Source organism: Rhizobacter fulvus (assembly GCF_964020785.1).
The window spans coordinates 5,632,956-5,657,718 of the sequence record NZ_OZ224516.1 but is presented as its reverse complement, the minus strand read 5'-3'; the positions used below and the strand labels follow the sequence as shown (position 1 = coordinate 5,657,718).

20 protein-coding genes and 1 pseudogene are annotated in these 24,763 nt (G+C 65.2%); 9 read left to right on the top strand and 12 right to left on the bottom strand.

Features of this window, described 5'->3' with window-relative positions; genetic code table 11:
* Positions 1-25 precede the first annotated feature (25 nt).
* Positions 26-1,483, bottom strand: coding sequence for a tyrosine-type recombinase/integrase (locus ACWH49_RS26760; protein WP_448174212.1), 1,458 nt, complete (start codon positions 1,481-1,483; stop codon positions 26-28).
* 860 nt (positions 1,484-2,343) lie between these two features.
* Here ACWH49_RS26760 and ACWH49_RS26755 point away from each other — a divergent pair.
* Positions 2,344-2,613, top strand: coding sequence for an SWIB/MDM2 domain-containing protein (locus tag ACWH49_RS26755; RefSeq protein WP_448174211.1), 270 nt, complete (start codon positions 2,344-2,346; stop codon positions 2,611-2,613).
* Between the two features lie 547 nt (positions 2,614-3,160).
* On the opposite strand, the gene ACWH49_RS26750 is transcribed toward ACWH49_RS26755, so the two are convergent.
* From ACWH49_RS26750 to ACWH49_RS26700, 11 genes and pseudogenes are all read right to left on the bottom strand, one after another.
* Positions 3,161-4,183, bottom strand: coding sequence for a hypothetical protein (locus ACWH49_RS26750; protein ID WP_448174210.1), 1,023 nt, complete (start codon positions 4,181-4,183; stop codon positions 3,161-3,163).
* A complete protein-coding gene (locus tag ACWH49_RS26745) occupies positions 4,180-5,328 on the bottom strand; it encodes a hypothetical protein (RefSeq protein WP_448174209.1) in 1,149 nt (382 codons plus the stop codon). Before ACWH49_RS26745 ends, ACWH49_RS26750 begins: the two co-directional genes overlap by 4 nt.
* A 562-nt stretch (positions 5,329-5,890) precedes the next feature.
* Positions 5,891-8,323: a PQQ-dependent sugar dehydrogenase gene (locus ACWH49_RS26740; RefSeq protein ID WP_448174208.1), complete on the bottom strand. Its 2,433-nt coding sequence runs from the start codon at positions 8,321-8,323 to the stop codon at positions 5,891-5,893.
* Between the two features lie 211 nt (positions 8,324-8,534).
* Entirely contained in the window at positions 8,535-9,122 is a 588-nt protein-coding gene (locus ACWH49_RS26735) for a plasmid pRiA4b ORF-3 family protein (protein ID WP_448174207.1), read from the bottom strand.
* Positions 9,119-10,455: pseudogene (gene tnpC / locus ACWH49_RS26730) on the bottom strand (IS66 family transposase). The gene ACWH49_RS26735 and the pseudogene tnpC overlap by 4 nt, the downstream one beginning before the upstream one ends.
* Positions 10,456-10,554: 99 nt before the next feature.
* The gene (gene tnpB / locus ACWH49_RS26725) at positions 10,555-10,887 is read right to left on the bottom strand and encodes an IS66 family insertion sequence element accessory protein TnpB (RefSeq protein ID WP_448174206.1); all 333 of its coding nucleotides are present in this window, start codon (positions 10,885-10,887) and stop codon (positions 10,555-10,557) included.
* On the bottom strand, positions 10,884-11,234 hold the full coding sequence (tnpA, locus tag ACWH49_RS26720; RefSeq protein ID WP_448174205.1) for an IS66-like element accessory protein TnpA: 351 nt from the start codon (positions 11,232-11,234) through the stop codon (positions 10,884-10,886). The genes tnpB and tnpA overlap by 4 nt, the downstream gene beginning before the upstream one ends.
* 475 nt (positions 11,235-11,709) lie before the next feature.
* On the bottom strand, positions 11,710-12,102 hold the full coding sequence (locus ACWH49_RS26715) for a TIGR04438 family Trp-rich protein (RefSeq protein WP_448174204.1): 393 nt from the start codon (positions 12,100-12,102) through the stop codon (positions 11,710-11,712).
* A 233-nt stretch (positions 12,103-12,335) separates the two neighbouring features.
* Entirely contained in the window at positions 12,336-12,551 is a 216-nt protein-coding gene (locus ACWH49_RS26710) for a hypothetical protein (protein WP_448174203.1), read from the bottom strand.
* Between the two features lie 755 nt (positions 12,552-13,306).
* Complete coding sequence (locus ACWH49_RS26705) at positions 13,307-13,744, bottom strand: hypothetical protein (RefSeq protein ID WP_448174202.1); 438 nt, start codon at positions 13,742-13,744, stop codon at positions 13,307-13,309.
* Positions 13,745-13,943: 199 nt separating this feature from the next.
* A complete protein-coding gene (locus ACWH49_RS26700; protein ID WP_448174201.1) occupies positions 13,944-14,222 on the bottom strand; it encodes a DUF3303 domain-containing protein in 279 nt (92 codons plus the stop codon).
* Positions 14,223-14,455: 233 nt separating this feature from the next.
* Between ACWH49_RS26700 and ACWH49_RS26695 the strand changes: the two genes are divergently transcribed.
* From ACWH49_RS26695 to ACWH49_RS26660, 8 genes are all read left to right on the top strand, one after another.
* On the top strand, positions 14,456-15,556 hold the full coding sequence (locus ACWH49_RS26695) for a ScyD/ScyE family protein (RefSeq protein ID WP_448174200.1): 1,101 nt from the start codon (positions 14,456-14,458) through the stop codon (positions 15,554-15,556).
* Between the two features lie 294 nt (positions 15,557-15,850).
* Positions 15,851-16,735: a helix-turn-helix transcriptional regulator gene (locus ACWH49_RS26690; protein ID WP_448174199.1), complete on the top strand. Its 885-nt coding sequence runs from the start codon at positions 15,851-15,853 to the stop codon at positions 16,733-16,735.
* 147 nt (positions 16,736-16,882) lie between these two features.
* Positions 16,883-19,876 carry a xanthine dehydrogenase family protein molybdopterin-binding subunit gene (locus ACWH49_RS26685; RefSeq protein WP_448174198.1) on the top strand — a complete coding sequence of 998 codons (2,994 nt, stop codon included), beginning with the start codon at positions 16,883-16,885 and terminating at the stop codon, positions 19,874-19,876.
* On the top strand, positions 19,873-20,709 hold the full coding sequence (locus tag ACWH49_RS26680) for an FAD binding domain-containing protein (protein WP_448174197.1): 837 nt from the start codon (positions 19,873-19,875) through the stop codon (positions 20,707-20,709). Before ACWH49_RS26685 ends, ACWH49_RS26680 begins: the two co-directional genes overlap by 4 nt.
* Positions 20,706-21,209: a (2Fe-2S)-binding protein gene (locus ACWH49_RS26675; protein WP_448174196.1), complete on the top strand. Its 504-nt coding sequence runs from the start codon at positions 20,706-20,708 to the stop codon at positions 21,207-21,209. Before ACWH49_RS26680 ends, ACWH49_RS26675 begins: the two co-directional genes overlap by 4 nt.
* Entirely contained in the window at positions 21,202-22,737 is a 1,536-nt protein-coding gene (locus tag ACWH49_RS26670; RefSeq protein WP_448174195.1) for an AMP-binding protein, read from the top strand. Before ACWH49_RS26675 ends, ACWH49_RS26670 begins: the two co-directional genes overlap by 8 nt.
* Before the next feature lie 16 nt (positions 22,738-22,753).
* Positions 22,754-23,566, top strand: coding sequence for an enoyl-CoA hydratase/isomerase family protein (locus ACWH49_RS26665; RefSeq protein WP_448174194.1), 813 nt, complete (start codon positions 22,754-22,756; stop codon positions 23,564-23,566).
* Positions 23,567-23,591: 25 nt separating this feature from the next.
* Positions 23,592-24,761 (top strand): ABC transporter substrate-binding protein, encoded by a 1,170-nt coding sequence (locus ACWH49_RS26660; protein WP_448174193.1) that lies wholly within the window; start codon positions 23,592-23,594, stop codon positions 24,759-24,761.
* Positions 24,762-24,763 lie beyond the last annotated feature (2 nt).

Here is a 24,763-nt window from a genome sequence, read left to right as displayed (position 1 = left end):
TCCGCACTGAGCGCCTGCTCCGTTGCTACGCGTGAACGGGTACTCGGGTCGTTTTGCCAGGCGCGGGAAGGGAAGCCGACGCCTGCTTTCTTGCCGGCGTCCGCGCAATCCTCTGTCGGGGACTGCTGTCAACTGATCGACTCTTGGAGAGCCGGCGGACCTTCAAGACACGCGCCAGCTCGTTCTCCCAGAGCGCGAGAGCAGCACGCTTTTCGTCAAGGTAGTCGTAGCGCTCGTAGTGCTTCCCCTGCACTCCGGACGTGCGGCCGTGACTCAACAACTGCGCGCGCTCGTCGCGCGATACGCCCAGGGCCTGCAGGCGCGTCTCGACCGTTCGGCGGACGTCGCCCGGACGGTACCTCGTGTCAGCGGGGCAAGTTGCGGTGGCGATGGCCGCGATAGTGGAACCGAGCGTTGTGTGATGGATGGGCTTTTCGCCGAGCGTGGTCGAAAAGATGTAGGAGCCTTCGGTGTTCGCCTTGAGAAGTATGTCGAGTTCTCCGGCAACCGCATCCGAGACCGGCAGCAGGTGTTCGACAGGGCGCGCGCGTTTGCCCTTGGGATCCGCCAGTTTGAGCACACGCGCCGCCGCGGTGTAGTCGTCCTTCCTTGCCCGAAGGAGCTGCCTGAATCGCTGGCCGGCGAGCAACAGCACGCAACGAATCGTGACGGCAAGGTGCGGATGGACGGTTTCGAGCGATGTCCACAGCAAGCGCAATTCGTCGTTTGTGAGCACGCGGTCTCGAGTGGTCTCGAACTCCTCGATTCGAGGAAGCAAGCTGACCGGATTAGTCGTCAGCCGGAAGATCTGTGCCTCGTCTGCCGCACGCCTGGGATCGAGGTCCGCATGGGCGCCATGAACGAAGGCAGCGTGCAAGTACGAACGCGCTACGTTGGTCTGGCGGCGAATGCCGGCTTTGATCATCTTGGCCAAGATGTCTCGAATCATTTCCGGTGTGATGGATCTGGCCGGCAGCTCAGCCAGTCGAGGCCAGGGTTTCAGCACATGACGTTCGAACAATTGCTCGACCTCCTTTGCCGAAGCCTTGCCCTTCGCGCGCAGATGTGCAACGTAGCTCGCAAGCAAGGTCCGGAAGACACCGAGCGCTGCCTGCTCCCGGTGTGCTTCGATCGTTGCTTGCCGTTGCTCGAACGCGGCGATTCTCGGGTCGACGCCTTGCTTGACTTGCTCGATGTGCGTTCGGGCACGGGTCCGGGCTTCTTCCAGCGTCAGCGCTGGGTAGTCACCGAGGTGCATCTTGATCGTGTTGTCGCCAGTCCGAGCGCGAAAGATCCAGGCCTTTCGCAGGGCGCCTCGCGCCTTCGTGCATCGGACCATCAGGCGGCCGTACCCGATCGGCAGGCTCCCATCGGTTCGCGATTCGCCTTCGCGAAGTCCACGGATCGCTGCATCGCTCAGCGCTCGAGCAACCTTTCTGCCGGTCGCAGTCTCTTCAGGAATGGGGACCATACTGAGGACCATATGGAGGTGGATGAGGTGGTTCGTCTTGACACCATCTTTATACACCAGTTGGCCTGAAAGCTAGCATTGGCGCGGGTTACAGCGTGGTTCCTGATCCGTTATGACACCTCGTGAAACCGAACTTTCTCCGACTCTTAATCCGTAGGTCGAGTGTTCGAGTCACTCAGGGCCCACCAAAATTAAGTAGCAAAAACAAGCACTTAGCGCCAAGCGGCTCTAAGTGCTTTTTGCTGCGCTCGCGCAAAGTAAGCGTTGGGTAAGCAACGCCCGCGAATGCGAGTTCGCCTCACAGACCCCGTATCGGTTGTGCGAAATCAAATCGCGCCAAAGCGCTTGAGCAGCTCGAGCTGCTCTTGCAGCTTCTCAAGGTCCAAGCTGGAGTCCACTGTTACGTTGATCAGCGATTGGAGGCACCAGCATCACGCGGCGCACGCGCACGTCGCACCCGTCTTCGAGGCGCGCAAGGCGAGCGCGCGTAGTGGGTGAGATGCGCGCGTTCATCAGAGCCGTGCCTACGAGCGACACCAGAAGTGCAGTTCCATCCTCCAGTTGTGCCGCGCGTCAGCCGCGCCGCCATCATCGTCTGCCGCACTCCGGGAATAGTCGAAGTCGATATACCCAGCACCCGGGTACGGGACGAACGGGTCTACGACCACAACGGCAAGGTGTTGGCAAGGCAACTGGTTCTTGAAGGCGGTCAGGTCGCAGGCATCCGGCACTGCGAGAACAGGGCTGGATTGCGCTCGCTCAACGAGTCGAAAAAGCCGCCCGGACTATTTCGCCTCTCCGCCGGATGTCACACAAAGTGACACGCAGTCAAAGCGTATGCTCCGCGTCCCCCATTGTTCTAAGAGAACTGCATGCCCAATACCACTGCCCCCAAGACCACCGCCTTCATGAAGGCCCTGAAGCCCAGCACCGAACTCGCCGCGGTGGTCGGCCCTGAGCCGCTCCCGAGGACCGAAGTCACGAAGCGCCTGTGGGACTACATCAAGGCCCACAACCTACAGAACCAGGCGAACAAGCGCAACATTCTCTGCGATGCGAAGCTCAAGGCCGTCATGGGCAAAGACGAGGTCACGATGTTTGAAATGACCGGCCTCGTCGGCAAGCACCTCAGTCAGCTCTGACCTGGCGCCTGCAGCATCGCCGCGGTGTCATGCGTGTGCTCTCTGCACGACTAAGGCGACGAAGCCACCACCTCCACCGGACCGACGAATGGAGAACTCTCCGGAGAGTGCGCGCATTGATGAACGCTGACCAACAGGTCTTGGAGCGGCGCTTGCGATCCGTGCCAATGATTCGAACTGCCGATGTCGACTCGCGGCATTGTCGAGGGTGACTGTGACTCGCTCGAACACGAACGCTGCTAGCCAGCGTGTGAGGAAGAAGCCGCAGCGCTAATTTGCAATGTATTGGACTCCGTCGCCGCACCGCGCAACGGCCGACTTCCCCAGGGATCAGTTCAGACTGATCTGAGACAGTCGCGGCCGAGACTCGGACGCCTGCTTCCACCCTCTCCAGACATTCGAGTACCGCGGCCTCGACCGGCAGTTTTGCCAAGGACACCAGTCGTTCGACGATAGTGGACCAGTAGGTTGGCACGAACGGCGGCTCTGGCGTACCGCGCCGGTCTCAAGCAGACCGTCCGCCGGGGAAGCTGTCGCGCAGCGGGTGTCAGGAAGACGACTTGAGGGGCGAAAGGGCGCTGACACGGCGGTCCTGCGTTTTCATCAGAAAGGCCCTCAAGTCGCCCTCGTCGTTGACCCTGTGTCCTCCCGCCGTCGGGCCGACCGCCTTGCTCAAGGTTTGTCGGTACAGGGTGAGTTGGGCATCGGTCAGGCGATTGCCATTTGGACCACCGTCGGCTGTCAGTCGGGATCGGTATACGCCTTCGCTAGAAGCCAGCACGCAGCCGGGCATGCGCGTCAACGGCTTGTACACATCTTGGCTCTGAAGGGCGATGGTGATTGTCTGACCAAGCGATTTCGCAGGCAGCGAGCCGTACGTGTCCGTCGCGAGGTTGATCATTTCCTTGGCGTTCTCGGTACTCTTGTCGATGAGGGCGCGCAGCGTGCCCTCGAGAATGACATGCTCGATCGGACCGCCCGCCCTAATGTAGAGACGCAATTGCAGCATCTCGTAGCAGGCCCCGAGGGCACGGATGGTGGTGGACAGATCGGCGTCCTGACCCTCAGCCAGCTTGACGAACTGTCGGTACGCGAGCGGCCCAAGATCCAAGAGCATCAGCGGTTGTGCCCGGGAAGTGCGTGAGTGCGATGGCAATGCCCGGCGCGCCGACCGATAGACATCGCCGGCTGCCTTAAAAACGCCGCCGTCCCGGTCGTAGCCATGTCGCTCGGCGTACCGCGCGACTGGCTCCCATGGGTGCGGGAAAGGCGTCCCCAGGAAGTACAAGCCCAGCCAGGTGCCAGTCAGATCACGCATCAAAGTCCGCTGGTCCGTGACCGGCACGTCCGACCGATCTATTTCCACCAGACGACGCGCACGCCGCAGCAGCAAGCGCTGCAGGCGCTTCGGCACCCCACTTCGCATCCCGGCCACAAGGCGGTCCGGCAGATCCTCCAGATCAAAGCAATGTGAGTCGTCGCGACGGTTAGGGAGTTCCTTCAGCAAAGCAACGATTGCCACGCGGATGGCGCGTAGCGCGACGTTGAGCGCGCGATCTGCAGTGCTCATGCCAATCGGCTCCAAAGGTCGTGGACCGAGACCCGGCTCTGTCCCGGGAACATCGTGGCCAGAGCCTTGACGAACACCTTGGCGGAGGACTCGAAGACCAACGCGTCATCGAGCATCCCCAAAGCGGCTGTGGACTTGCGGGCGGTGCTGTTGATCCAGGCCTGCGCGCCGAGCAGTTCAAGCAGGTAGAGGAGATCAGGGGTCGCGTCGCCGATTGCCACCAATTCGGCGTCCCCTTGTTTGGATGCCAGCGTGGCCGCGTGGCGCAGTATGGCGAGCAGGTAGTCCTCACCCAAGCAGCCACGATCCGCGTAACGCCGCACCTCCGCGCTTGCCCACTGGACCATGCCGCGGTAAGTCTCCTGGGCCCCTGCGCTCAATGACAAGCCGTCTCGGTCGGCGATGACAAGTACCGCCGAACGGCTCCGTGGCTCGCGTCGCAACACTTGGAAGACCACACGGTCGGTGGCATGCACCCAGCATAGCGGTCTTGATACCCAAGCCCGACATTCGACTTGCAGCGAGTGCCTTTGCACTTCCTGCAGCACAATCCATTGCCACGCAAAGCCCAGCAGGTCGCCGAACAGCGGTTCACCACCTGCCGGACTCATCCGCCGATCCCACTCCTCAGAACCCGGCATCGGCAGGTCCGTGACAAAGCAGGCTCGCAATTTTCTGTTGTCTGGGCGCGTCAGTGCCCGGGCGAGATTCCGGCGCGCTGCAGTCGCGTGTTCTGGTTCCGGCCGGCTCGTTGCGTCTTCGAAATACCCCTTCCACGGGTCCTCCGCGTGCTTCGCGAATGACCACCACACCGGATCGATGTCATGCATGCGCACGACCGCATGGATCTCCTCGGCGGCCGCGTACCGCTCGTAGACGTCGTGAACGAAATGGCTGAGGCCGGCGTCTTCGGCCAAGCGGCCGGTGTAGTCCTTGACTGTGGCAAGATTTGCGGCCGCAGAACTGAGTTCCTTCGATTGGGCATTGAGCTCTTGGCGCTGCTCTTTGAGGTCGTGTTGCTGGTCCTTGAGGCCACTGTAGTGCTCGGCCGCGACGATGATCGCGATCAGCGCCATAACGAGCACCGCCGGCTGGTAGGCCTGATGCATGGTGAAGGCAAACAGCAGGACGACGAAGGACGCCATGCCAACTGCCCACCACCCGCGGCAGATCCATTCGCCGAAACTGTGCAACTTGGCGGAGTGGATACTTGCCAGCCAAACTGGCTTCGGGAATGAACGCCGTTCCTGTGATTGCGCCCGTCCCAGAATGCGGAACGCCCCGAACCACATCCAAGAGATCGCCGCAGCCGCAAAGATTTGGACGGTTGCGGCGACGATATGCGGCGAGCCATGCGGCGCCCCGCTGTGCTCGGCAGCAACGGCCGAGGCGGATTGCCCCCACCACTTGGCCGCCGTTTCAGACTTCAGCGAATACCAGTTGAACCCGTGGAGACTCTTGGCCAGCGCGCGTCCCTAGTGATCGGACAACGGATATGCCGGATCAGCATAGGAGGTTCAGCTGCCTCCTGCAAGGCCCAGCGAGCGCCGAGATTGGGGCCAGTACGGCGTTCAGCGACACGAGCGGGGCCGAATCGGCGATGGCCAGCATCTTCAGCCGCAACCCGCAGAACCGCACTCACCTTCGGGAAACCCATCCGAGGGTTGGCGGTGATGCCACCCTCGATACGGGCCTGCGTCAGGGCTGTCACTTCCTAAAGCGTGCCGTGATGGTCGCAGGCATTGCTGGCGCGATGATCAAATGCGACTGTGGGCCGCCGTCCGACCAGGATTCGAACAACATCGTCTGCTTTCCCTTGACCTGTGCCGGCGCGCTCACGGTGTTGGTGGAGCCGACGATAACGGTTCGCTTGAATGTCGCGACGCTGGCTTCTGTGCCAACCACAAGCTGCAGCCCAGAGGGAACTGTCTGAAACGTGAGATCCGTCGTCAAGGGATCCAAGCGAAGCTTCTTTGTGTCCGTCAGCCCGCCCGAATTCGTGGCCGTGAGAATCAGCTCCAGGGACGAGGGATAGGCGTGATCAGGAGCCACGAACGTCCCAGAACTTACGCCGGGATAGGAGGTCTGCGGATGTTGATGGCACTGCCCCTGGCTATCGCAATGGTTCAACACCACGGACCAGGACAACTTGCTTGCTGCCAAGGCACCATCCTGTGCATCGGACGCGGATCCCGAGAACGAGATGCTGTCGCCCACCTTCCATTTGAAAGTTGCGGGCGGCGAGACGATGACTGCCACAGGAGGCGTGTTTCCGCCGACGTTGATGGTACTGGTCGCGATGCTCACGGCCCCTTTCGAGTCCGTCACCCGCAGGCTCGACGTGTAGGTCCCGGCCTTGGTGAAGGTGAAAGCGGCTTGCGGGGAACTTCCATCATTGAACACCCCGTCGCCGTCCAGATCCCAAGCGTAGGTCAGCGTATCGCCGGCGTCGGGGTCAGTTGATTTCGAACCGTCAAAGCTGACCGTAAGGGGCGCAGAACCCGAGACCGGGGTCGCACTGATCACGGCCGAGGGCGGGTTGTTCTGACTGCCGGTGTATTGAATGCGCCGGATCGTGCCGCCGTTCAGATCCGCATAGAAGATCTCTCCGGTTGGCGAGATCTGCAGGTCCACAGGATTCGCCGCGCCAACCATGAAGTTCTGCGCGCTCGCGATGCTCGGCTTGCCGTCGGTCCCGTTGAGCAAGGCCCAAATGCACCTGCGCGTGTAGTCGGCAAAGAAGAGAGCGCCGTTGTACTTGAGTGGGTATTGAGCACCGGCATAGAACTGAAACGCGAGCCCCGAGATCGAAGAGCCACCGGTCGGGCAGGGATCATTCGGAACGACCTTTGCGCTGTGCGCGTAGGCGAAGAACGGCGGCGTCACCGAATTGGGCTGCGCGTACAGGGCCGTGCAAATCGGCAGGTTTGCCGCTTCGTAGGCACTTTGTCGAGTGGTCCCTTCGTAGCAGGGCCAACCGAAGTTTCTGGCAACTCGATCGGTGGTGTTGCTCACCACGTTGATCTCTTCTGTGGTGTTCCATCCGACATCGCCGACCCAGAGTTCGTTGTTGGCGCCCGGGCGCACATTGATTCGAAATGGATTGCGAAGGCCGTAAGCGATCACCCGCCGCGCGTTTGCGTCAGGGCTTGTGGCGAAGGGGTTGTCGGCGAGCCCGGCCCCCGTTTCCGGGTCAATTCGCAGGATCGTGCCACTGAGGCCCACTGGATCAGAAGGGGTGCGCAGGTCCTGAGCTCGCAGGGCCCCGCCCTCCTGGGCTGGATCGCCACACGGATTGCCGATCTGCCCGAAGTCGACGAAATTGAAGCTGGCTCCGTCGCCGCCGCTTACGTAGAGCGCGCCGTCTCGCCCGAACGCCAGACTACCCACGGAATGACTCGGAAACTGCTGGCACCAGTCGGAGATCATGACGGTCTCCGGGCCCGCATACAACTGCCCAGTCGCATCGGTCTGAACTGCGAACCGGCTGAGGCGTCCGCTCACGACGCAGCCTTGATCTGTCGGCCCTGGGGGAGAGGGACAGGGGTCCGAGTCGACGCCAGGACTCCCGTACTTGGGCGCGATGCCGTTGATGTCACCGTCGTAGGTGTAAAGGAGATAGAGATAGGGCGTGGACGGGAAGTTCGGGTGCAGCGCGATGGCGAGAAGTCCGCGATCCCAGAAGTTGTAGACGTTCGTCCGCAGGTCGATCAATGTCTTCGGAGCGGTGTCGCTGAGGCTAGCGAAGACCTTGACCACACCACGCTTCTCGGCCACGTAGAGACGACCGTCCTGTGCAAATCTCAATGCGGTGGGCTGGACGAGGCCGCTCGCGAAGACCACCTCCTGGAACCCCGCCGGGAGAGGGGGAACGGCCGTGGAGGGAACGTTGACCTCGCACGACTTCACGGTGCCATATAGGGGGTCAGCACCGAAGAATGCGTTGGTGCACTGTCCGGAAGTGATGCCCGTCTTCTCGATCCATGATGAGCCCGCACCGTAGCGGACGGTTTGCCCGAGTTCGATCGTGAATGAGCTTCCCTCTTGAGCGATCCACGTCCAGGCCGATTGCGCGATCAAAGGTGAGGGTGCCATTGCCAACGTGATGAGAAACGCAAGACACCACGCGAGTGTTTTCATGGTCACCTCGTTGAAATGGCTGACGCAGCAGCACAAACAGCTTAGGGCACTTAAATCTGGTGCTTGTTCTGATCCAAAAGTCCAACGTTCGTGTGTGGAACTCTCAACCCACGGCGTTTCGCCTTGTGTTGATCAAAGTGCCGGATCGGACTGATCGCGAGGGAACAATTCGTAAGCGTCCGGCGAACTCATCTTGACGCCGAGGCGTTGCTCAGCGCAGCTTCCTGATCGCGCGGTTTGCGTCGTTGAGGCTGAAGCTCGTGGGGTCGAACGGCCCACCGTTCCAGCGCCACATTTGCAGATGATCGTTGTGCATCGGATCGCTCATGGCCTGGACGAAGTCCATGTACCCCGGTGGGCCACCAACGTCCTCTGGCGGGCACGCATTGGCGCCAGCGATGCACATCGGCCAGGTATTGCGCTCGGTGTCGGCCGCGAGGCGCTTGTCGACCGCGATGCGGTGCTCCCAGCCATCGCCGAAGTCGTAGTCGTAGAAGAACTCGTCGATGTGCTCACCCAGTACGCTTCCAACGGTGAACTTGCGTTCGTCGAGCAATTCGCCAGGCGGGTCCCACTCGGGGTCTGGAACGCCATAGCGCCGCCCGTCGATCTGCCAAGCGTGGAGATGGCTGTTGGTCCACCCCATAGCCGCCTGGATGACGCGGTCCAGCTTGGGCAGGGTCAGCGTCTCGGGAACAAGGATCGTGCGCCAGATGACCGGCTCGATGAAGAGCAGTTCGAGGCGCAGCTGGTAGACGCGTAGAGGCTCGATGCGGCGCGACGGCTTGCTGGGGCTCATGCGCCCAGCGTATCAGCGTCGGTGCCTCTCCAGCGGTGAGGCAGCAACTCGTCGACCCGGCTCGCCGGCTGCGTGGGCAGCCGCTCGAGGACGTCTCGGATGTAGACGTACGGATCGTGCCCGTTGAGCTTGGCCGAGTGGACCAGGCTCATGATGGCGGCGGCCCGCTTGCCGGCGCGTAGCGACCCAGCGAACAGCCAGTTCTGCCGCCCGAGCGCGATCGGCCGGATCCGGTTCTCGACCCAGTTGTTGTCGATCGGCAAGTCGCCATCGTCGATGTAGCGCGTCAGCGCGACCCATCGCTTCAGGCTGTAGTCGATCGCCCTGCGTGGGCCATGCAGCCGACCTCGGTGACGCCCATGTCGTAGCAGGCCTTGTAGCCGCTGAAGTCGTCCGTCACCAGGCGGCCCTTCCAACCCGGGGCCTCGGCGCTGCCCGGCAGCCCGAGGAACGCGCGCACATGCTGCCCGCCGCGGCTGTCTGCGAAGTCGAAGACGACCGCCTTCATCGGGTTGAAGCTCGTCGTGCAGTAGCTCCAGATGTACGCCCGGTGTGTCTTGCCATCCCTCAGGTTAGCGGGCTTGAGCATCGCCACTGGCGTCTCGTCGGCATGCAGCACGTCGTGCTTCAGGAGTTCGGCCGTCAGCGCGTCGACCAGCGGCTGCAACTGCACGCCGCACTCGCCGACCCACTGTGCCAGCGTCGAGCGTGCGATCGCCAGCCCCGCGCGCTCGAAGATTGCTTCCTGGCGGTACAGCGGCAGGTGGTCCAGGTACTTGGCAACCAGCACCTGGGCCAGCAGCCCGGTCGTCGGGATGCCCTTGTCGATGATGTGCGGTGCCACCGGTGCCTGCACCAGGGTCTCGCACTTGGCGCACACCCACTTGCCGCGGACGTGGCGCTCCACCGTGAAGACGCCAGGCTCGTAATCCAGCTTCTCGGCAACGTCCTCGCCGATGCGCTTCATCGCGCAGCCACAGCCGCAGGTGGTGTTCTCGGGCTCGTGGCGGAACTCCCGGCGCGGCAGGTGCGCAGGCAGCTTCTCACGCTTGGGTTGCTGCTTGTCCTGCGGCGCCTTCTTGCCAGGGGTCTGTTGTTCGATCTCCCGGGCCAGCGCCGCCAGGTCGGCGTCGATGGTCTCCTCGATCAGGCTCTTCTGCTCGGCGGTGAACGCCTCGCTCTTGGCAGCGAACTTCAGCCGCTTGAGCACGGCCATCTCGTGCGTGAGCTTGTCGATGGTGGCCTGCTTGAACGCCGACTCGCGCTCATGGCGCTGGATGACCTCGTCCTTGCGCGCCACCTCGGCCTGCAGCGCGCGCAGCGCCTGGCGCATCTGCTCCGGATCCAGGGTGTCGAAGGACGTGTCGGCGATCACGGATCGTGATCGTGCCAGCGCATGTGCCGCGTCGCATCGGCACATCCGGCAATTGCACTACAGCACGGTGATGACCCCGGCCTCGCCAAGACGCTGCCACGGCAGACCCAGTACGAGAGCATCGAGTTGAACGCGCGTCATCGCCAGCGTCGAGCCCGCATCCTTGGGCCAGACGAACTTGCCGCTGTTGAGCCGACGTGCCGCCAGCCACACGCCGATGCCGTCATGCACGAGCACCTTCATGCGATTGGCGCGGCGGTTGGCGAACAGGTAGGCGTGGTGCGGCCGGGCGGCGCCGAACACGTTGACCACTCGCGTGAGCGCCGCTTCGGTGCCCGCGCGCATGTCCAGCGGCTCAACCGCGAGCCAGACCGCGTCGACCCGGATCAACGCAGGATCTCGCGCAGCCAGGCTGCGCAGGACGAAGCTCCTGCCATCGGCCAGCGAACTCGTACGCTGATGGCTCCGCGCTGCAGCTCGAGATCGACGAACGGCGCCGGCTCGCTCATCACAGTCGGCGCGGCTACGGCCACAGGGACGAACGCTGCCGCAACGACCCCGTCGCCGCCCTGCGCCTGTCGCCTCCACTTGTGCACGAGGTTCGCGTTCAAACCGTGGGTCATTGCCACCTTGGCCACCGACGCGCCAGGCGTCGCGCACTCGGCCAGCACTTGCCGCTTCAACTCCGGGCCGTGCCGCCGGCGACTCCCGAACTTGGCGTCCTTCTTGGTGTCCACTTGAGCTCCTTGGTGGACACCATCGTTGCCGATGTATCAGCGGCTTTCAAGACGGGTTCGCCGGACGCTTACAACAATTCTTCCGATCCGGAAAGACTTCGTCTAGCGGACCTCGCGACATTAGGGGGTGCAAGCAATAGATCGTGGCCGTGCGCGACCGGCGCCCTTAGCGGACGGGCCAGGTCACGGGGGCGTTCCTCAGGTCGAGTGTCTAGTCTTGCGGATCTCGAACCAGGCGGGCCCACCGCAGCACCAGGTACAGCACAAACCCGCTGAAAGCGAGGCTGGCCGCCCACCAGCTTTCTAGGTGGAAGACGCTGACTACAGCAGACCCCGTACACACCCCCAGCGCGAATCTCTCGGCGAACACGGGCAGTTCCAGCGGCGGTGTCGGGTCGGGATTGGAGGCAAGCATTTCCGTCACCAACAGGCGGGTGATGACTCTACTCCTTCGCCGCTTTCGTCTGGCTTTGAGTTAGCGCGAATCGTCCGGCTTCGCTGCTGGTCTTGAAGCTTCAGGCTGCTCGCTGTCTAGCCTACTCCCCAACAACGAATCGCGATTCTTCTGTCGGACCGTTGCACGGCGGCCTTCCACACGATCGATCTCGCGTTGTCGGGCGGCGAGTGCCCTTTCGGCCTCCGGACTTTGCCCTGTTGCGGTCAGAGCGTTGCGGCGACGCTCCGCCTTGCGTTCGTCCATTCGCTTCATCTCGCGGCGTTTATCGAGCCCTGTCGCGTCGGAAAACTTCCACCATAAAACCGCGAGTGCCAGCGGGGCAACTGCAAGCCACCAGGGGCACTCTGCAAATGGACCAATCGCAGCGGCCTTGAGTGCAACCAGCGCCAGGCCAATGAGGACGAGCAGCATCGTGTTTCCTTGCTTCCCGATGAGCGAGATGAAGTGACTAGCGGATTCGCCGCGAGGCCGCCCACTCGCGCGCCGATCTATGGGGTGATTGGGTGCTCCAGTACGGCCAGAGCTTCAAAGCAGCCTTGATCGCAGACTTCTTCGGCATTGGCGGATATGCGTGAAGAACTATTTCCTTGACGAACTCCGTCACCCAAATGTCCTTGTCCGCGCTCATGCGCCGCGCACCCTCGTCATGGGACGTTCGTCCCCGGATGCCCAACATCTGCGGGCGGCTCTTCAAGAAGATAGACTTCCACGGCCTCTTCAGTTGTCAGCTCACCTGCTTCGGGGTAAGTGGCCTCGGCCAGCGCCAGGTTCATCGCTTCGTCGCCAGAGACCTCAGTAATCAACTCCCGCAGCTTTCTGGCGTAGCGCGGCACCCACTCGTCCTTCGGAATCTTCTGCATAGTTCTCACGCTGTGCGCCGCTCCGGCACCGGCTCGGCAACCTCGGGTCCACGCCGTTCGTCCGCAATCGACGCTGATGGCGCTGATCCGAATCGTCCGCCCCAGCCCGGACGAGCCGGGACAGAGAAACGCGCTTTGCGATGACGGATCCGTCCGACACCGATGTCCCGGCTTGTGCGCGGCCGGCCATCATTGATCAGGCCGAACGACCCGTTGTGGGCTGTCAGAGCGCGACTGGGGCCGGGCGAGGAAGCGGTAGGCCGAATCATGAGCCGTCAAGTAGTTTCCCTGGGTGGTTTTGGGAGCGCGACCCCTTCAACTCTTTGCCTCCTGGTCGTAGCATCTAACCGACCTCTCAAAGCAATTGTGGTGTCCTCAAACGTGGCTACGTTCAAGTCTGCGCATGGGCCGCCGGCCAGACCGAAGAGGATGGTCTGGCGTATCAGCGAGCGCGCTCCTTTGGGGGAGTGGGTAGACCCGGAGGCTTCTCCTGATCCCGTGCGACTGTCCCCAACTGAATTGCCCGAGGTGTCAACGAACGGTGGCTGGCTTGTCTCGTCGTTCGACCTCCTGAGCGGGACAGACGTGGAGGAGGTGGAGACCACCGTGCCGGGGGAACTCTTCGATCAGATGTTCCCACCGACGGACCCGAAGCAGCTCAAGAGGTAGAGCGCGACACACGCTGTGCAGCGTCTGAGCTCGACGGTGACGTCGCGCTGCAGGAGTTCATCGATCTGCAGCCCCATCGAGCGGCTCTATCCGATACAGATCCTGCCAACCAGCACCGCCAATGTCAGGCGGTCGCCTCTCCTCAGGATCTCCATTCGAAGCCGTTTGCCCTCGACATGGGCGTCTCGCCAGGCGACCGGGTTGAGCACAATGTCGTCGGTCCGCAGGCCTGCCCTCGAGGCCGGTGTGTCGTCGCCGACAAGGATGATGCGGTCTGTGCGCGGGTCCGCGGTGATACCAATGCCGACATAGCTGCTTCCTGCGCACGTTGCTCGCCGTGTACCGAGGGTCGGTCTGATGTCGACCGCGACGATCTGTTCCCCGCCCCCGCGAAGCTTCGTCGCAGACAACGCATACGCGACCTCCAGGGGCCGTGGAGGCACCGCAGGGGCGGTAGCGCGCAGGAATTCCGAGAGCGCAAGCCAATGCAGCAGCAGCGTCGCCACCGCTGCGGCCGTGCGCATCCCAGTGTCCATGTCCCCTTTCGCGCGGAGTCGCGACCTGAGTTGCAGTGCGAATGCGCGTTTCGCCGCGCCGCAGTTGGCCGCACTCAGTTCAGTCAGGGGCGACCACGAGATGATCTCTCCGCTGCGCAAAACTGCGGGCTACATGGGTCAGGAGGAACGCACTTTCGCCTTGGCGCTCAGGCCGGCCGGGGCTCGGCTACTTGCGCTGCATGCCCGCCAGAACGGCTCCCAATTGCTCGTCATCGAGCGCCGGGCGCACGTCCATCTCCATCAAGTCGTTCCACTCCAGCGCCCAACGCGCCACCGCGGCAGCGTCGTCCGCCTCGCTGACGGCAAAGCCGGTGCCGTTCGCCACGTCGTGCCAACGACCGAGCATCTTGACGCCCTTGGGCGGCTGACCGCCGGTCTTCGCGAAGCGCTCGATCGTGGTGTCGCGATGACCGGGAAGAATGCGCCAGTGAGAAATGAAAAGCATGCCGTTCCCCTTTTGGCACGTCCATCGAGCAGTGCGGACTCGTGCCGCGCCCGCAGCGCCGGGCTTCAAACGTCTCGCCCTTGGAGATTTTTCGTCGCCCTGCGCGAAACTTTCAAGTGCCGGTCGGTCCGTGGCTTCGAGCCCTCGCATATCCCGGTTGATGGCGCCGCGATCCAGCGCCTAACCTAGCTGCGAGATGACGCGCGGTTGCGCGCCGCTGACGGAGAGCGATCATGTCCACCTTGCGCCAATGCGTCGCCATCACGTTGTGCACGCTCGCCATGGCGGGTTCACCAGACGTCGCGGTCTCTCGGGCGCCGTCCGGCCAGGTGATCGGGAGCGTCACGCAGTTCGCGGCGGGACTGCAATTCCCGCGCGGTTTGAAGTTCGGCCCCGACGGGCAGCTCTACGTCGCGGAGGCTGGCGAGGGGCCGGCCCTGACGCCGGCGCCGGCCGGATGTGAACTGGCGGGGCCGGTGGTGCGACCCTATACCTCGAGCGCGACCGGGGGGCGAATCTCGCGCATCGACGCCGCAGGTCGGCGCAGCACGGTCACGGACAGCTTCCCGCGCGCCGTGAACGGCCTGGGCGACGTGCTCGGCGTGGCCGATGTGGCTTTCATCGGCACCGACCTGTATGCACTCGTGGCCAGCGGCGGCTGTTCGCACGCGGTGAGTTCGATCCCCTCGGGCATTGCGAAGGTACTTCCCGGCGGTTCGTGGTCGATGATCGCGGACTTCAGCGCCTACCAGCGCAGCCACCCGGTCAGGAGTCCGGAAGCGGGCGACTACGAGCCGGACGGCACCTGGTACAGCATGGTCGCCGTGCGAGGTGCCCTGTACGCGGTCGAGCCCAACCACGGTGAGTTGGTGAAGGTGTCTCCGGATGGCCAGATCAGCCGCGTGGTCGACTTCTCGGCGACGCTCGGGCATGTCGTTCCCACGGCGATCGGCGAGCACGGCGTTTTCTATGTCGGCAATCTCGGCGAGTTCGATCCTGACCAGATCAATCGCCAACAGATCCTGCAGGTGACGCCCAGCGGTCAGCTGCGGTCGGTCGCCACCGGATTGAGCAAGGTGCTGGGCGTGGCGTTCGACGCAATGCACCGGATGTATGTGCTCGAGATGACGACCGACAGCCAGTTCCCCGCGCCGGGGCTCGGACGCATCGTGAGGATCTCGAATCGGGGCGAGCCCAAACTGATCGCCGCCGGCTTGTCGTTGCCGACGGCGATGACTTTCGGGCCGGATGGGAATCTGTATGTCTCGAACTGGGGATTCGGCCCCCCAGGTTTGGGCGAGATCCTGAAGGTCGTGGTGCCGCGGGACGACTGACAGGCCGCCGCGCCGCGGTCTCGCGCGCCAGTCTTGGGCCCAGAACGCCGCGCCTCAACCTGTCGGAGGCACCGCGAACGATGCTGATCGTCCAGTAGGCCGCGGCCGACGTCTTCGCCGACACCGCGCCGGCGATCGACAGCATCCATCGCAACCGCGCGTTGAACGCACGCGCATTGGGCCGCCGCCGCAGGCGCGCGTCGAACCTCAGGCACGTAGTACCCCATAGGCCGGAATCCGCTGGGACGCTATGCTGCGGGACACTAATCATTTCAAGCCCGCTGCTCCGTCGCCGTGTCTTCCGCCGTAAAAATCTTCCAGGGCCGCTTCGGCCGTGTGGCGCTGCTGGACATGGACGCGCCCCTGGTCGGCCATGCCCACCACCACTGCCACATCCTGATCAAGGCGGGTGGGGCGGACGGTGCGTTCAGCGTGCGCGGCGAGCGCGCGCCATTGACCGACGATTCGGCGGTGCTCGTCAACGCCTGGGAACACCACGCCTACGAGCACCGGGCCGCGCCGGGCCAGCGCACGCTGATCCTGGCGCTCTACATCGAGCCCGGCTGGCTGGCCGATCTGCAGCGTTCGCTGGCGCTCTCGGGGCATCCGCGCTTCTTTCCGCAATCCTGCGTCCGCATCTCGTCGGCCACCCGCAAGATCACCGAGGAGTTCGTACTCGAGCTGTGGTGGGCCGACGAGGTTTCACCGGCGCGGCTCGAAGACCTGCTGTTCAACCTGATCGTCGCGGTGATCGAGAGTTATTCGGGCTGGCGCGACCTGGCCAGCCTGCTGCGCAGCAAGCCACCGGTGGCGATGGACCCGCGCATTCGCCAGGCCATCGCGCTGATGAAGCAGGACACCGCGCACGAGCTCGACATGGATTCACTCGCGGCCCGGGCCGGCGTCTCGCGCGCTCATTTCTTCACCCTGTTCCAGCGCGACACGCAGGTCACGCCGCTCGTCTATGCGAACGTGTTGCGCTTCGAGGCGGCGGTCAAGCGACTGACGCAGGGCAACGAATCGCTCGGCGAACTGGCGCACGACCTGGGCTTCTCGGCGCCGGGCCATTTCTCGCGTTTCTTCCGCCAGCACCTGGGCATCACGCCGAGCGACTACCGGCGTGTCGTCAACCTGTTCGAGCCCCCCGCTGCCGCGGTGTCGGCGCCGCCCACCATCTGACCCGCTGCTGCACCGCAGCACGCAAGTGACCAGACGATTGGGTCATTGACCCGACGATCTGGATCGTCACCGGACTCTTGCGTTAACGACCTTCGATCCTTGCTGTCGACACTGTGCTCCCCGCACAACGACATCCAGGAGACAAGGGTGCACAGAGACCCCGGCCTTGCCGCCGCCCATGCCCAGGCCCACCTCGGGCGACCGCTCGAACGCATCGAAGACGATGCGTTGCTGACGGGGCGTGGCCGTTTCGGCGACGACCTCGGCGTCACCCCGGGCACCTTGCATGCCGCCGTGCTGCGTTCGCCCCATGCCCATGCCGAAGTGGTGTCGGTGGATGCGAGCGCGGCCCTGGTTCTGCCGGGCGTGCGCGCGGTGCTCACGGGGCAGGACGTCCAGCGCTGGTCAGCGCCGTTTGTCGTCGGTGTGAAGCAACCGATGCAGCACTGGGCGCTCGCCGTCGATCGCGTGCGCTATGCCGGCGAGCCGGTCGCGGTGGTGGTGGCCGAAGACCGCTACCTGGCGGAAGACGCGCTCGATGCGATCCGCGTCGAGTACCGTGCGCTGCCTGCCGTGGTCGAGATCGAGCTTGCCATCGGTGCCGATGCCCCGGTGCTGCACGAAGCGGTCGGCAGCAATGTGGTCTCCGAGCGCAACTTCCGCTACGGCGATCCGGAAAGCGCGTTCGCGCAGGCTGCGCACCGGGTGGAACTCACGGTGCACTACCCGCGCAACAGCTGCACGCCGATCGAATGCGGCGTGGTCGTCGCCGAGCACCTGGGTGGCGACGAAGGCTATGACGTGCTGTCCAACTTCATGGGCCCGTTCTCGCTCCACGCCGTGATGGCGTTGGCCCTGCAGGTGCCGGGCAACAAGCTGCGCCACCGCGTGCCGCGCGATTCCGGCGGCAGCTTCGGCGTCAAGCAGGCGGTGTTCCCTTATGTCGTGTTGATGTGTCTGGCCTCGCGCAAGGCCGGCGCGCCGGTCAAGTGGGTCGAGGACCGGCTCGAGCATCTTGGTGCCGCCACGTCGGCGACCGCACGCCTGACCCGCATCGAAGCCGCGGTCGACGCGAACGGTCGTGTGCAGGCCTTGCGCTACGACCAGTGCGACGAGGTCGGCGCCTACGTTCGTGCGCCCGAGCCCGCCACGTTCTACCGCATGCACGGGGCGCTGACCGGCGCCTACGACATCCCGAACCTGGCCGTGCGCAACCGCGTCGTCGTGACCAACAAGACACCGACCGGGCTGGTGCGCGGGTTCGGCGGGCCGCAGGTCTACTTCGCGCTCGAGCGCCTGATGGACCGCATCGGGGTCGCACTCGGGCTCGACGCGTTCGAGCTGCGCCGCCGCAACTTCGTGCGCGCTGAGCAGTTTCCATTTCACGCGGCGGCCGGCGCGGTCCTCGACTCGGGCGACTACCACCGCGCGCTCGAACTGGCGCGTGATGCTGCCGACATGCCATCCCTCATGGCACGGCGAGACGCCGCGCGGTCCGCAGGCAAGCTCTATGGCATCGGCATTGCCGCGATCGTCGAACCGTCGGTGTCGAACATGGGCTACATCAGCACCGTGCTGACGCCGGCGCAGCGCGCCAAGGCCGGGCCGAAGAACGGCGCGATCGCGAGCGCCACCGTGGGCGTCGACCTGCTCGGCGGTGTCAACGTCAACATCGCGTCCGCGCCGGCGGGTCAGGGCCACATGACGGTGTGCGCACAGGTCGTGGCCGATGTGCTCGGGCTCGAGCCGTCACAGATCGCCGTCAACGTCGAGTTCGACACGGCCAAGGACGCCTGGTCCGTCGCGGCCGGGAACTACAGCAGCCGTTTCGCCGGTGCGGTGGCCGGCACGGTGCATCTGGCGGCCTGCAAGCTGCGCGACAAGCTGGCGCTGATCGCTGCATCGAATTTCGGGTGCCCGGCAGAACGCATTCGCTTCGAAGGTGGCCAGGTGTTCGACGCCGAACAACGTGAACGCGCCACGCCGTTCACCCGCATTGCTGCGAGCCCGCACTGGGCCCCGGCGCTGTTGCCCGAGGGCATGGAGCCGGGCCTGCGCGAGACTGCGTTCTGGACGCCGCAGACACTCGCCGCGCCCGATGCGCAGGACCGTGTCAACACCTCGGCGGCCTACGGTTTCGTGTTCGACATCTGCGCCGTTGAAGTCGATTCGGCCACCGGCCGCGTGCGGGTGGACCGCTACATCACCGCGCACGACGCCGGCCGCTTGTTGAATCCGGCGCTGGCCGACGGGCAGATCCGCGGTGCCTTCGCGCAGGGTCTGGGTGCCGCGTTGTTCGAGGAGTTCCGATACGCCGCCGACGGTGGCTTTCAGTCGGGCACGTTCGCCGACTACCTGGTGCCGACCGCCTGCGAAGTGCCCGACCCGGTGATCGTGCACCTCGAGACGCCCAGCCCGTTCACGCCGCTGGGCGCCAAGGGCCTGGGCGAGGGCAACAACATGAGCACACCGGTGTGCATCGCCAACGCGCTGGCCGACGCGCTGCGGCCGCTGCGCGATGTGGCCGACCTGCGGCTGCCCCTGACGCCGTCGCGCGTGCTCGACCTGATCGGCGCTGCCGAACCCGCGCCGCCGGCTTCGTTGGCGCGGGCCCCGGCGCCGGTGCTCCCGGTTGGGGATGGACTCTCCTTGCGGGCGAGCGGCAGCATCGAGATCGCCGCACCGCCCGAACGTGTGTTCGCGGTTCTGCTCGACCCGGCCGCGCTCGCGAAGGTCATCCCGGGCTGTCACGCGCTCGACACCATCGGCACGAACCGCTACCGGGCCGACGTGACGGTCGGCGTCGGCCTGGTCAAGGCGCGCTACGAAGCGCAGATCACGTTGAGCGAGATCGACGCGCCGCGCAGCCTGCGTCTGGCCGGGCAGGGCGCTTCATCCCTGGGCACCGGCGCCGGCAGCGGTACCGTGCGGCTGGACGCCACGCCCACCGGCACCCGCTTGCACTACGACTACGCGGCGCAGGTCGGCGGCAAGGTCGCGGCGGTCGGCAGCCGCATGCTGGAGGGCGCGGCGCGCATGGTGCTGGCCCAACTGTTCGAGTCGCTCGGGCGCCAGGCCACCGGAGCTGCCGCGTTGACGTGGTGGCAGCGCGCGCTGCGCTTCTTCGGGGTGAAGTCGTGAAGCCGGCCGCATTCGACTACCAGCGCGCCGACAGCGCCGAGATGGCGGTCGCCGCGCTGGGCGAACTCGGCGGCGACGCGCGGATCCTGGCCGGCGGCCAGTCGCTGATGGCGGTGCTGAACATGCGCCTGGCGCAACCGAAGCGCCTGGTCGACATCTCGCGCTCGAGCGCACTGGCCGAGGTGCGCATCGACGCCGGCTGGCTGCATATCGGTGCCGCCGCCACGCAGGCCAGCGTCGAATGGCGGCCGCGCCTGGCCCAGGAATTGCCGCTGCTGGCGCTGGCGTTCCCGCACATCTCGCACTTCCAGATCCGCAACCGCGGCACTGTCGCCGGTTCGATCGCCCATGCCGACCCGTCGGCCGAACTGCCGTTGTGCCTGCTTGCGCTCGAAGGCGAGGTACTGTTGCGCAGTTCGAAACGGCGTCGCACGCTCAAGGCCGCCGACTTCTTCACCGGGATGCTGACGACGGCGCGCAGCGACGACGAGATGGTCGAAGCCGTGCGCTTCCCGCTCGCGCTGCTCGGCACCGGCCACGGTTTCGAGGAGTTCTCGATGCGCCATGGCGACTTCGCCGTCTGCGCCGTGGCGGCGGTGGCCGAGGCGAAGCGCCTGCGTATCGCCGTCGGTGGCGTGGCCGACCAGGCCGTGGCGCGCGACTTCCCGCTCCTCGGCGGCAGCGCCCTCGGCGATGCGCTGAACGAGTTCGCCTGGTCGCTCGACGCACGTGACGAACCCCAGGCCAGCGCCGCCTTGCGGCGCCGGCTGGTGCGTGAGCTCGGCCGACGCGCAGCCGAGCAGGCCCTTGCCACACGGAGCACCCCCCCATGAGCGTCCTGTCCCGCGACTCCTTGCACGAGGTCAAGCTGCAACTGAACGGCAAGCCCCGCACCGGCCACGCCCACCCGCGCCTGCTGCTGAGCGATTTCCTGCGTCACGAACTCGGTGCCACAGGCACCCACGTCGGCTGCGAACACGGCGTGTGCGGCGCCTGCACGGTGCGCATCGACGGCGTGGCGCAGCGCGCCTGCATGATGCTGGCGGTGCAGGCCGACGGCCGCGAGGTGCAAACGGTCGAGGGCCTGGCCGAGGACTGTGTGCTCGGCGATCTGCAGGCCGCGTTCAAGCGCCACCACGCGTTGCAGTGCGGCTTCTGCACCGCCGGCATCCTGATGTCGTGTGCCGATTGGCTGGGCCGCGTGAGCGACCCGAGCGAAGCGCAGGTGCGCGAGATGCTCTCCGGCCACCTGTGCCGTTGCACCGGCTACACGCCGATCGTCGCTGCGGTGCTCGAGGTGGCACGCCTGCGCAGGGAGGCAGCTCATGCTTGACCTCGGTCGCACGTTGTTGCAGAGCATCGAACGCAGCCCCGACCGCGTGGCGCTGGTCGACGGTGCAACGCGCCTGAGCTATGCCGACTGGGCGTTGTGCGTCGGCGCAGTGCAGCGTGGCCTGACTGACGCCGGTCTGCAGCGTGGTGACCATCTGCTCGTCGTGCTGCAGAACCGCTGGGAGATGGCGACGCTGCACTGGGCCTGTCAGTTCGCCGGCATCGTGATGACGCCCCTGAACTGGCGCGCCAAGGGCGACGAGATCGACTACTGCCTGGCCGACTCAGGCGCACGCGCGCTCGTCAGCGAGCCGGCCATCGACGCAGCGCTCGACGAGGCTCAGCTCGCCAGTGGCGTCACCCGCATCGGCGTTGGCGGGGCACGCGGCGCGTCGATTCGATTCGAAGACTGGCTGGCCGCGCCTGGTGACCCGTTGCCACGGGCGCAGGCCGACGACCTGTCGCTCATGCTCTACACCTCGGGCACCACGGGCAAGCCCAAGGGCGTGCCGCGCCGCCACCACGCCGAGCGCATCGCCGCGCTCGCGCACGTGGCGCAGAACCGCTACGCGAACGGAGAGTGCACGCTCGGCGTGATGCCGCTCTATCACACGATGGGGGTGCGGTCGCTGCTGTCGCTGGCGCTGATCGACGGCCGCTTCATCTGCATCCCGCGCTTCGATGCGAAGAGCGCACTCGCGGCGATCGAGGCCGAGTGCGTCACGCATCTTTACCTGGTGCCGACGCTCTACCACGACCTGCTCGAACACCCCGATTTCCAGCACACCGACATCGCCAGCGTGCGCAAGCTCGGTTTCGCCGGTGCGCCGATGCACGACGCGCTGCTGCAGCGGCTGGACAAGGCATTCCGCCCCGAGCTGTTCGTCAACCACTACGGCAGTTCGGAGATCTACACCTTCGCGATCAACCAGGACGCGGTCGGCAAGCCCGGCTCGGCCGGTCGCGCCGGCATCAACACGCGCCTGCGCGTGGTCAAGCTCGACCAGCACGACCCCGCGCTGCGTGCCGCGCCGCTCGAGGAAGGCCAGATCATCGCCGAGCTGCGCAGCGACGAGGCCTTCGAGGGTTACCACAAGCGGCCAGATGCGAACGCCAAGAGCCTGCACGAAGGCTGGTACTTCACCGGCGACACCGGGTACGTCGATGCCGACGGTGACCTGTTCGTCAGCGGCCGCGTCGACGACATGATCATCAGCGGCGGCGAGAACATTTCGCCGGTCGACATCGAGTCGGTGCTGTCGCTGCACCCCGACGTTGCCGAAGTCGCGGTCGCCGGTCTGTTCGACGCACGCTGGGGCCAGAAGGTCGTGGCCTTCGTCAAGACCCGTGCGCCGGTGGCGGCCGACACGCTCGATGCGCATTGCCGCACCTCCGACCTCGTGAACTTCAAGCGCCCGCGCGAATACGTGTTCGTGCGCGAGATCCCCAAGTCGCCGGTCGGCAAGGTGCTGCGCCGCAAGCTGGTGGCGGGTGAGTACGAGACCGACCTTGAGCGCCCACCAATTTGACCCCGAAAGGACTGCCATGAATCTCCAGCAACTGAACCACCCCGCCGTCACACTGCCATCCGAACTCGACGGCTTCCGGGTAGAGATCGACACCGCACGCGAACGTGCCGACATCGTGCTCGACCGGCCGCCGTTCAACGTGGTCAGCATGCGCGCACGCGACCAGCTGCGCATCGTGTTCGAGGCGCTCGACGCCGACGAACGGGTGCGGGTGATCGTCGTGCGCGGGCAGGGCGAGCATTTCTCCAGCGGGGGTGACATCAAGGGCTTTCTCGACGCCTCCCCGGAGACCGTGTCGCAGCTCGCGTGGAACGTGGCGGCGCCGGCGCGGTGCAGCAAGCCGGTGATCGCGGCCGGCCGAGGTTACTGCTTCGGCGTGGGCTTCGAGCTGTCGCTGGCCTGCGACTTCCGCATCGCCACGGACACCTCGCTCTATGCCCTGCCCGAGCAGAAGCTCGGCCAGATCCCCGGTTCCGGCGGCTCGGCACGGCTGCAGAAGATGGTGGGCGTCACGCGCACCAAGGACATCGTGATGCGCTCGCGCCGCATCCCGGGTGCGCAGGCCTTCGCCTGGGGTGCGGTCACCGACTGCGTCCCCGACGCCGAGCTCGAACAGGCCACCGACGCGCTCGTCGACGAACTGCGCAGCTTTTCACCGCTGGCGCAGCGCACCGCGAAGAAGTTGCTCAACGACACCGAAGACTCGCCGCTCGCGATCGCGATCGAGCTCGAAGGCCACTGCTATTCGCGTCTGCGCAGCTCGGAAGACTTTCGCGAAGGCGTCGAGGCTTTTCACGCCAAGCGTAAGCCCAAGTTCGTGGGCCGCTGATTTCACATCAACACAGGAGACAGACATGAAAGCCATCGCACGCACCGTCATCGTCACGGCCCTCGCAGCACCGCTGCTCGCGCTGGCCCAGACCGGCCCGATCCGCATCGGCGTGGTCACGCCGCTGTCGGGCACTTACGCCGGCATCGGCCAGCAGGTCAAGTGGGGGCTGGACCTGGCCGCCGCGCAGATCAACGCCACCGGCGGCGTGATGGGCCGCAAGCTCGAGTTGATGTACGAAGACGAGGAGGCGAACCCGGCCGTTGCCACGCAGAAGGCCGAAAAGCTGTTCCAGGTGAGCAAGGTCGACTTTCTGACCGGCACGGTGAACTCCGGCTCCACGCTGGCGGTCGGCCAGGTGGCGGAGCGCAACAACAAGCTGATCGCCACCACCGTCTCGTTCGCCGATTCGATCACCGCCGACAAGTGCTCGCCGAACGTCTTCCGCGTCAACGCGCGCGCCGGCATGCAGTCGGCCGCGCTGGCCGACTGGATGGCCAAGGAGAAGCCGAACGCCAACGTGTTCTACCTCGGCCCGGACTACGAGATGGGCCGCAGCACCGTGGCCGCCTTCAAGGCGGCGGCCGAGGCCAAGGGTGCCAAGACGGTCGGCGAGGTCTTCGCGCCGCTCGACAACAAGGACTATTCGCCGTTCTTCGGCCAGGTGCGTTCGTCGAAGCCAGCCGTGATCTACACCTCGGTGGCCGGCAACGACACGGTGCGCCTGTTCACGCAGATGGCCGAGTTCGGCGTGAACCGCAACGTGCAGGTGGTCGGCGCTTCGGGGACCGTGACCTCGCAGAACCTGGCGGCGGTCGGCAAGGCGGCCGATGGCTTCGTCACCGGCGTCGGTTACTCGCCCAACATCGACTCGGCCGAGAACAGGAAGTTCGTCGCCGAGTTCGAAGCCGCGGCCAAGACCAAGCCCGACCTCTACGGTGCCGATTCCTACGGCGTGCTGTTCCTCTACAAGGCCGCCGTCGAGAAGGCCAAAAGCGTCGAGACCGACAAGCTGCGCGACGCCATGCGCGGCCTGCAGTGGGCCACCCCGCAGGGTACGAAGACGCTGCGCGCCGGTGACCACCAGGCGATGCAGGACATGTACGCGGTGCGCGTCAACAACGGCCAGTTCGAGATCGTCGGCAAGGTCGCGGCCGCGGCGGCGATCGGGCCGGACACCTGCAGCAAGTTCTGAGC

What these genes read in the sequence shown, in the direction of transcription:
- ACWH49_RS26760 (WP_448174212.1), bottom strand. Translation starts at nt 1,483, where the DNA reads ATGGTCCTCAGTATGGTCCCCATTCCTGAAGAGACTGCGACCGGCAGA.
- ACWH49_RS26755 (WP_448174211.1), top strand. Translation starts at nt 2,344, where the DNA reads ATGCCCAATACCACTGCCCCCAAGACCACCGCCTTCATGAAGGCCCTG.
- ACWH49_RS26750 (WP_448174210.1), bottom strand. Translation starts at nt 4,183, where the DNA reads ATGAGCACTGCAGATCGCGCGCTCAACGTCGCGCTACGCGCCATCCGC.
- ACWH49_RS26745 (WP_448174209.1), bottom strand. Translation starts at nt 5,328, where the DNA reads ATGGCGTCCTTCGTCGTCCTGCTGTTTGCCTTCACCATGCATCAGGCC.
- ACWH49_RS26740 (WP_448174208.1), bottom strand. Translation starts at nt 8,323, where the DNA reads ATGAAAACACTCGCGTGGTGTCTTGCGTTTCTCATCACGTTGGCAATG.
- ACWH49_RS26735 (WP_448174207.1), bottom strand. Translation starts at nt 9,122, where the DNA reads ATGAGCCCCAGCAAGCCGTCGCGCCGCATCGAGCCTCTACGCGTCTAC.
- ACWH49_RS26715 (WP_448174204.1), bottom strand. Translation starts at nt 12,102, where the DNA reads ATGCTGCTCGTCCTCATTGGCCTGGCGCTGGTTGCACTCAAGGCCGCT.
- ACWH49_RS26710 (WP_448174203.1), bottom strand. Translation starts at nt 12,551, where the DNA reads ATGCAGAAGATTCCGAAGGACGAGTGGGTGCCGCGCTACGCCAGAAAG.
- ACWH49_RS26705 (WP_448174202.1), bottom strand. Translation starts at nt 13,744, where the DNA reads ATGCGCACGGCCGCAGCGGTGGCGACGCTGCTGCTGCATTGGCTTGCG.
- ACWH49_RS26700 (WP_448174201.1), bottom strand. Translation starts at nt 14,222, where the DNA reads ATGCTTTTCATTTCTCACTGGCGCATTCTTCCCGGTCATCGCGACACC.
- ACWH49_RS26695 (WP_448174200.1), top strand. Translation starts at nt 14,456, where the DNA reads ATGTCCACCTTGCGCCAATGCGTCGCCATCACGTTGTGCACGCTCGCC.
- ACWH49_RS26675 (WP_448174196.1), top strand. Translation starts at nt 20,706, where the DNA reads ATGAGCGTCCTGTCCCGCGACTCCTTGCACGAGGTCAAGCTGCAACTG.
- ACWH49_RS26670 (WP_448174195.1), top strand. Translation starts at nt 21,202, where the DNA reads ATGCTTGACCTCGGTCGCACGTTGTTGCAGAGCATCGAACGCAGCCCC.
- ACWH49_RS26665 (WP_448174194.1), top strand. Translation starts at nt 22,754, where the DNA reads ATGAATCTCCAGCAACTGAACCACCCCGCCGTCACACTGCCATCCGAA.
- ACWH49_RS26660 (WP_448174193.1), top strand. Translation starts at nt 23,592, where the DNA reads ATGAAAGCCATCGCACGCACCGTCATCGTCACGGCCCTCGCAGCACCG.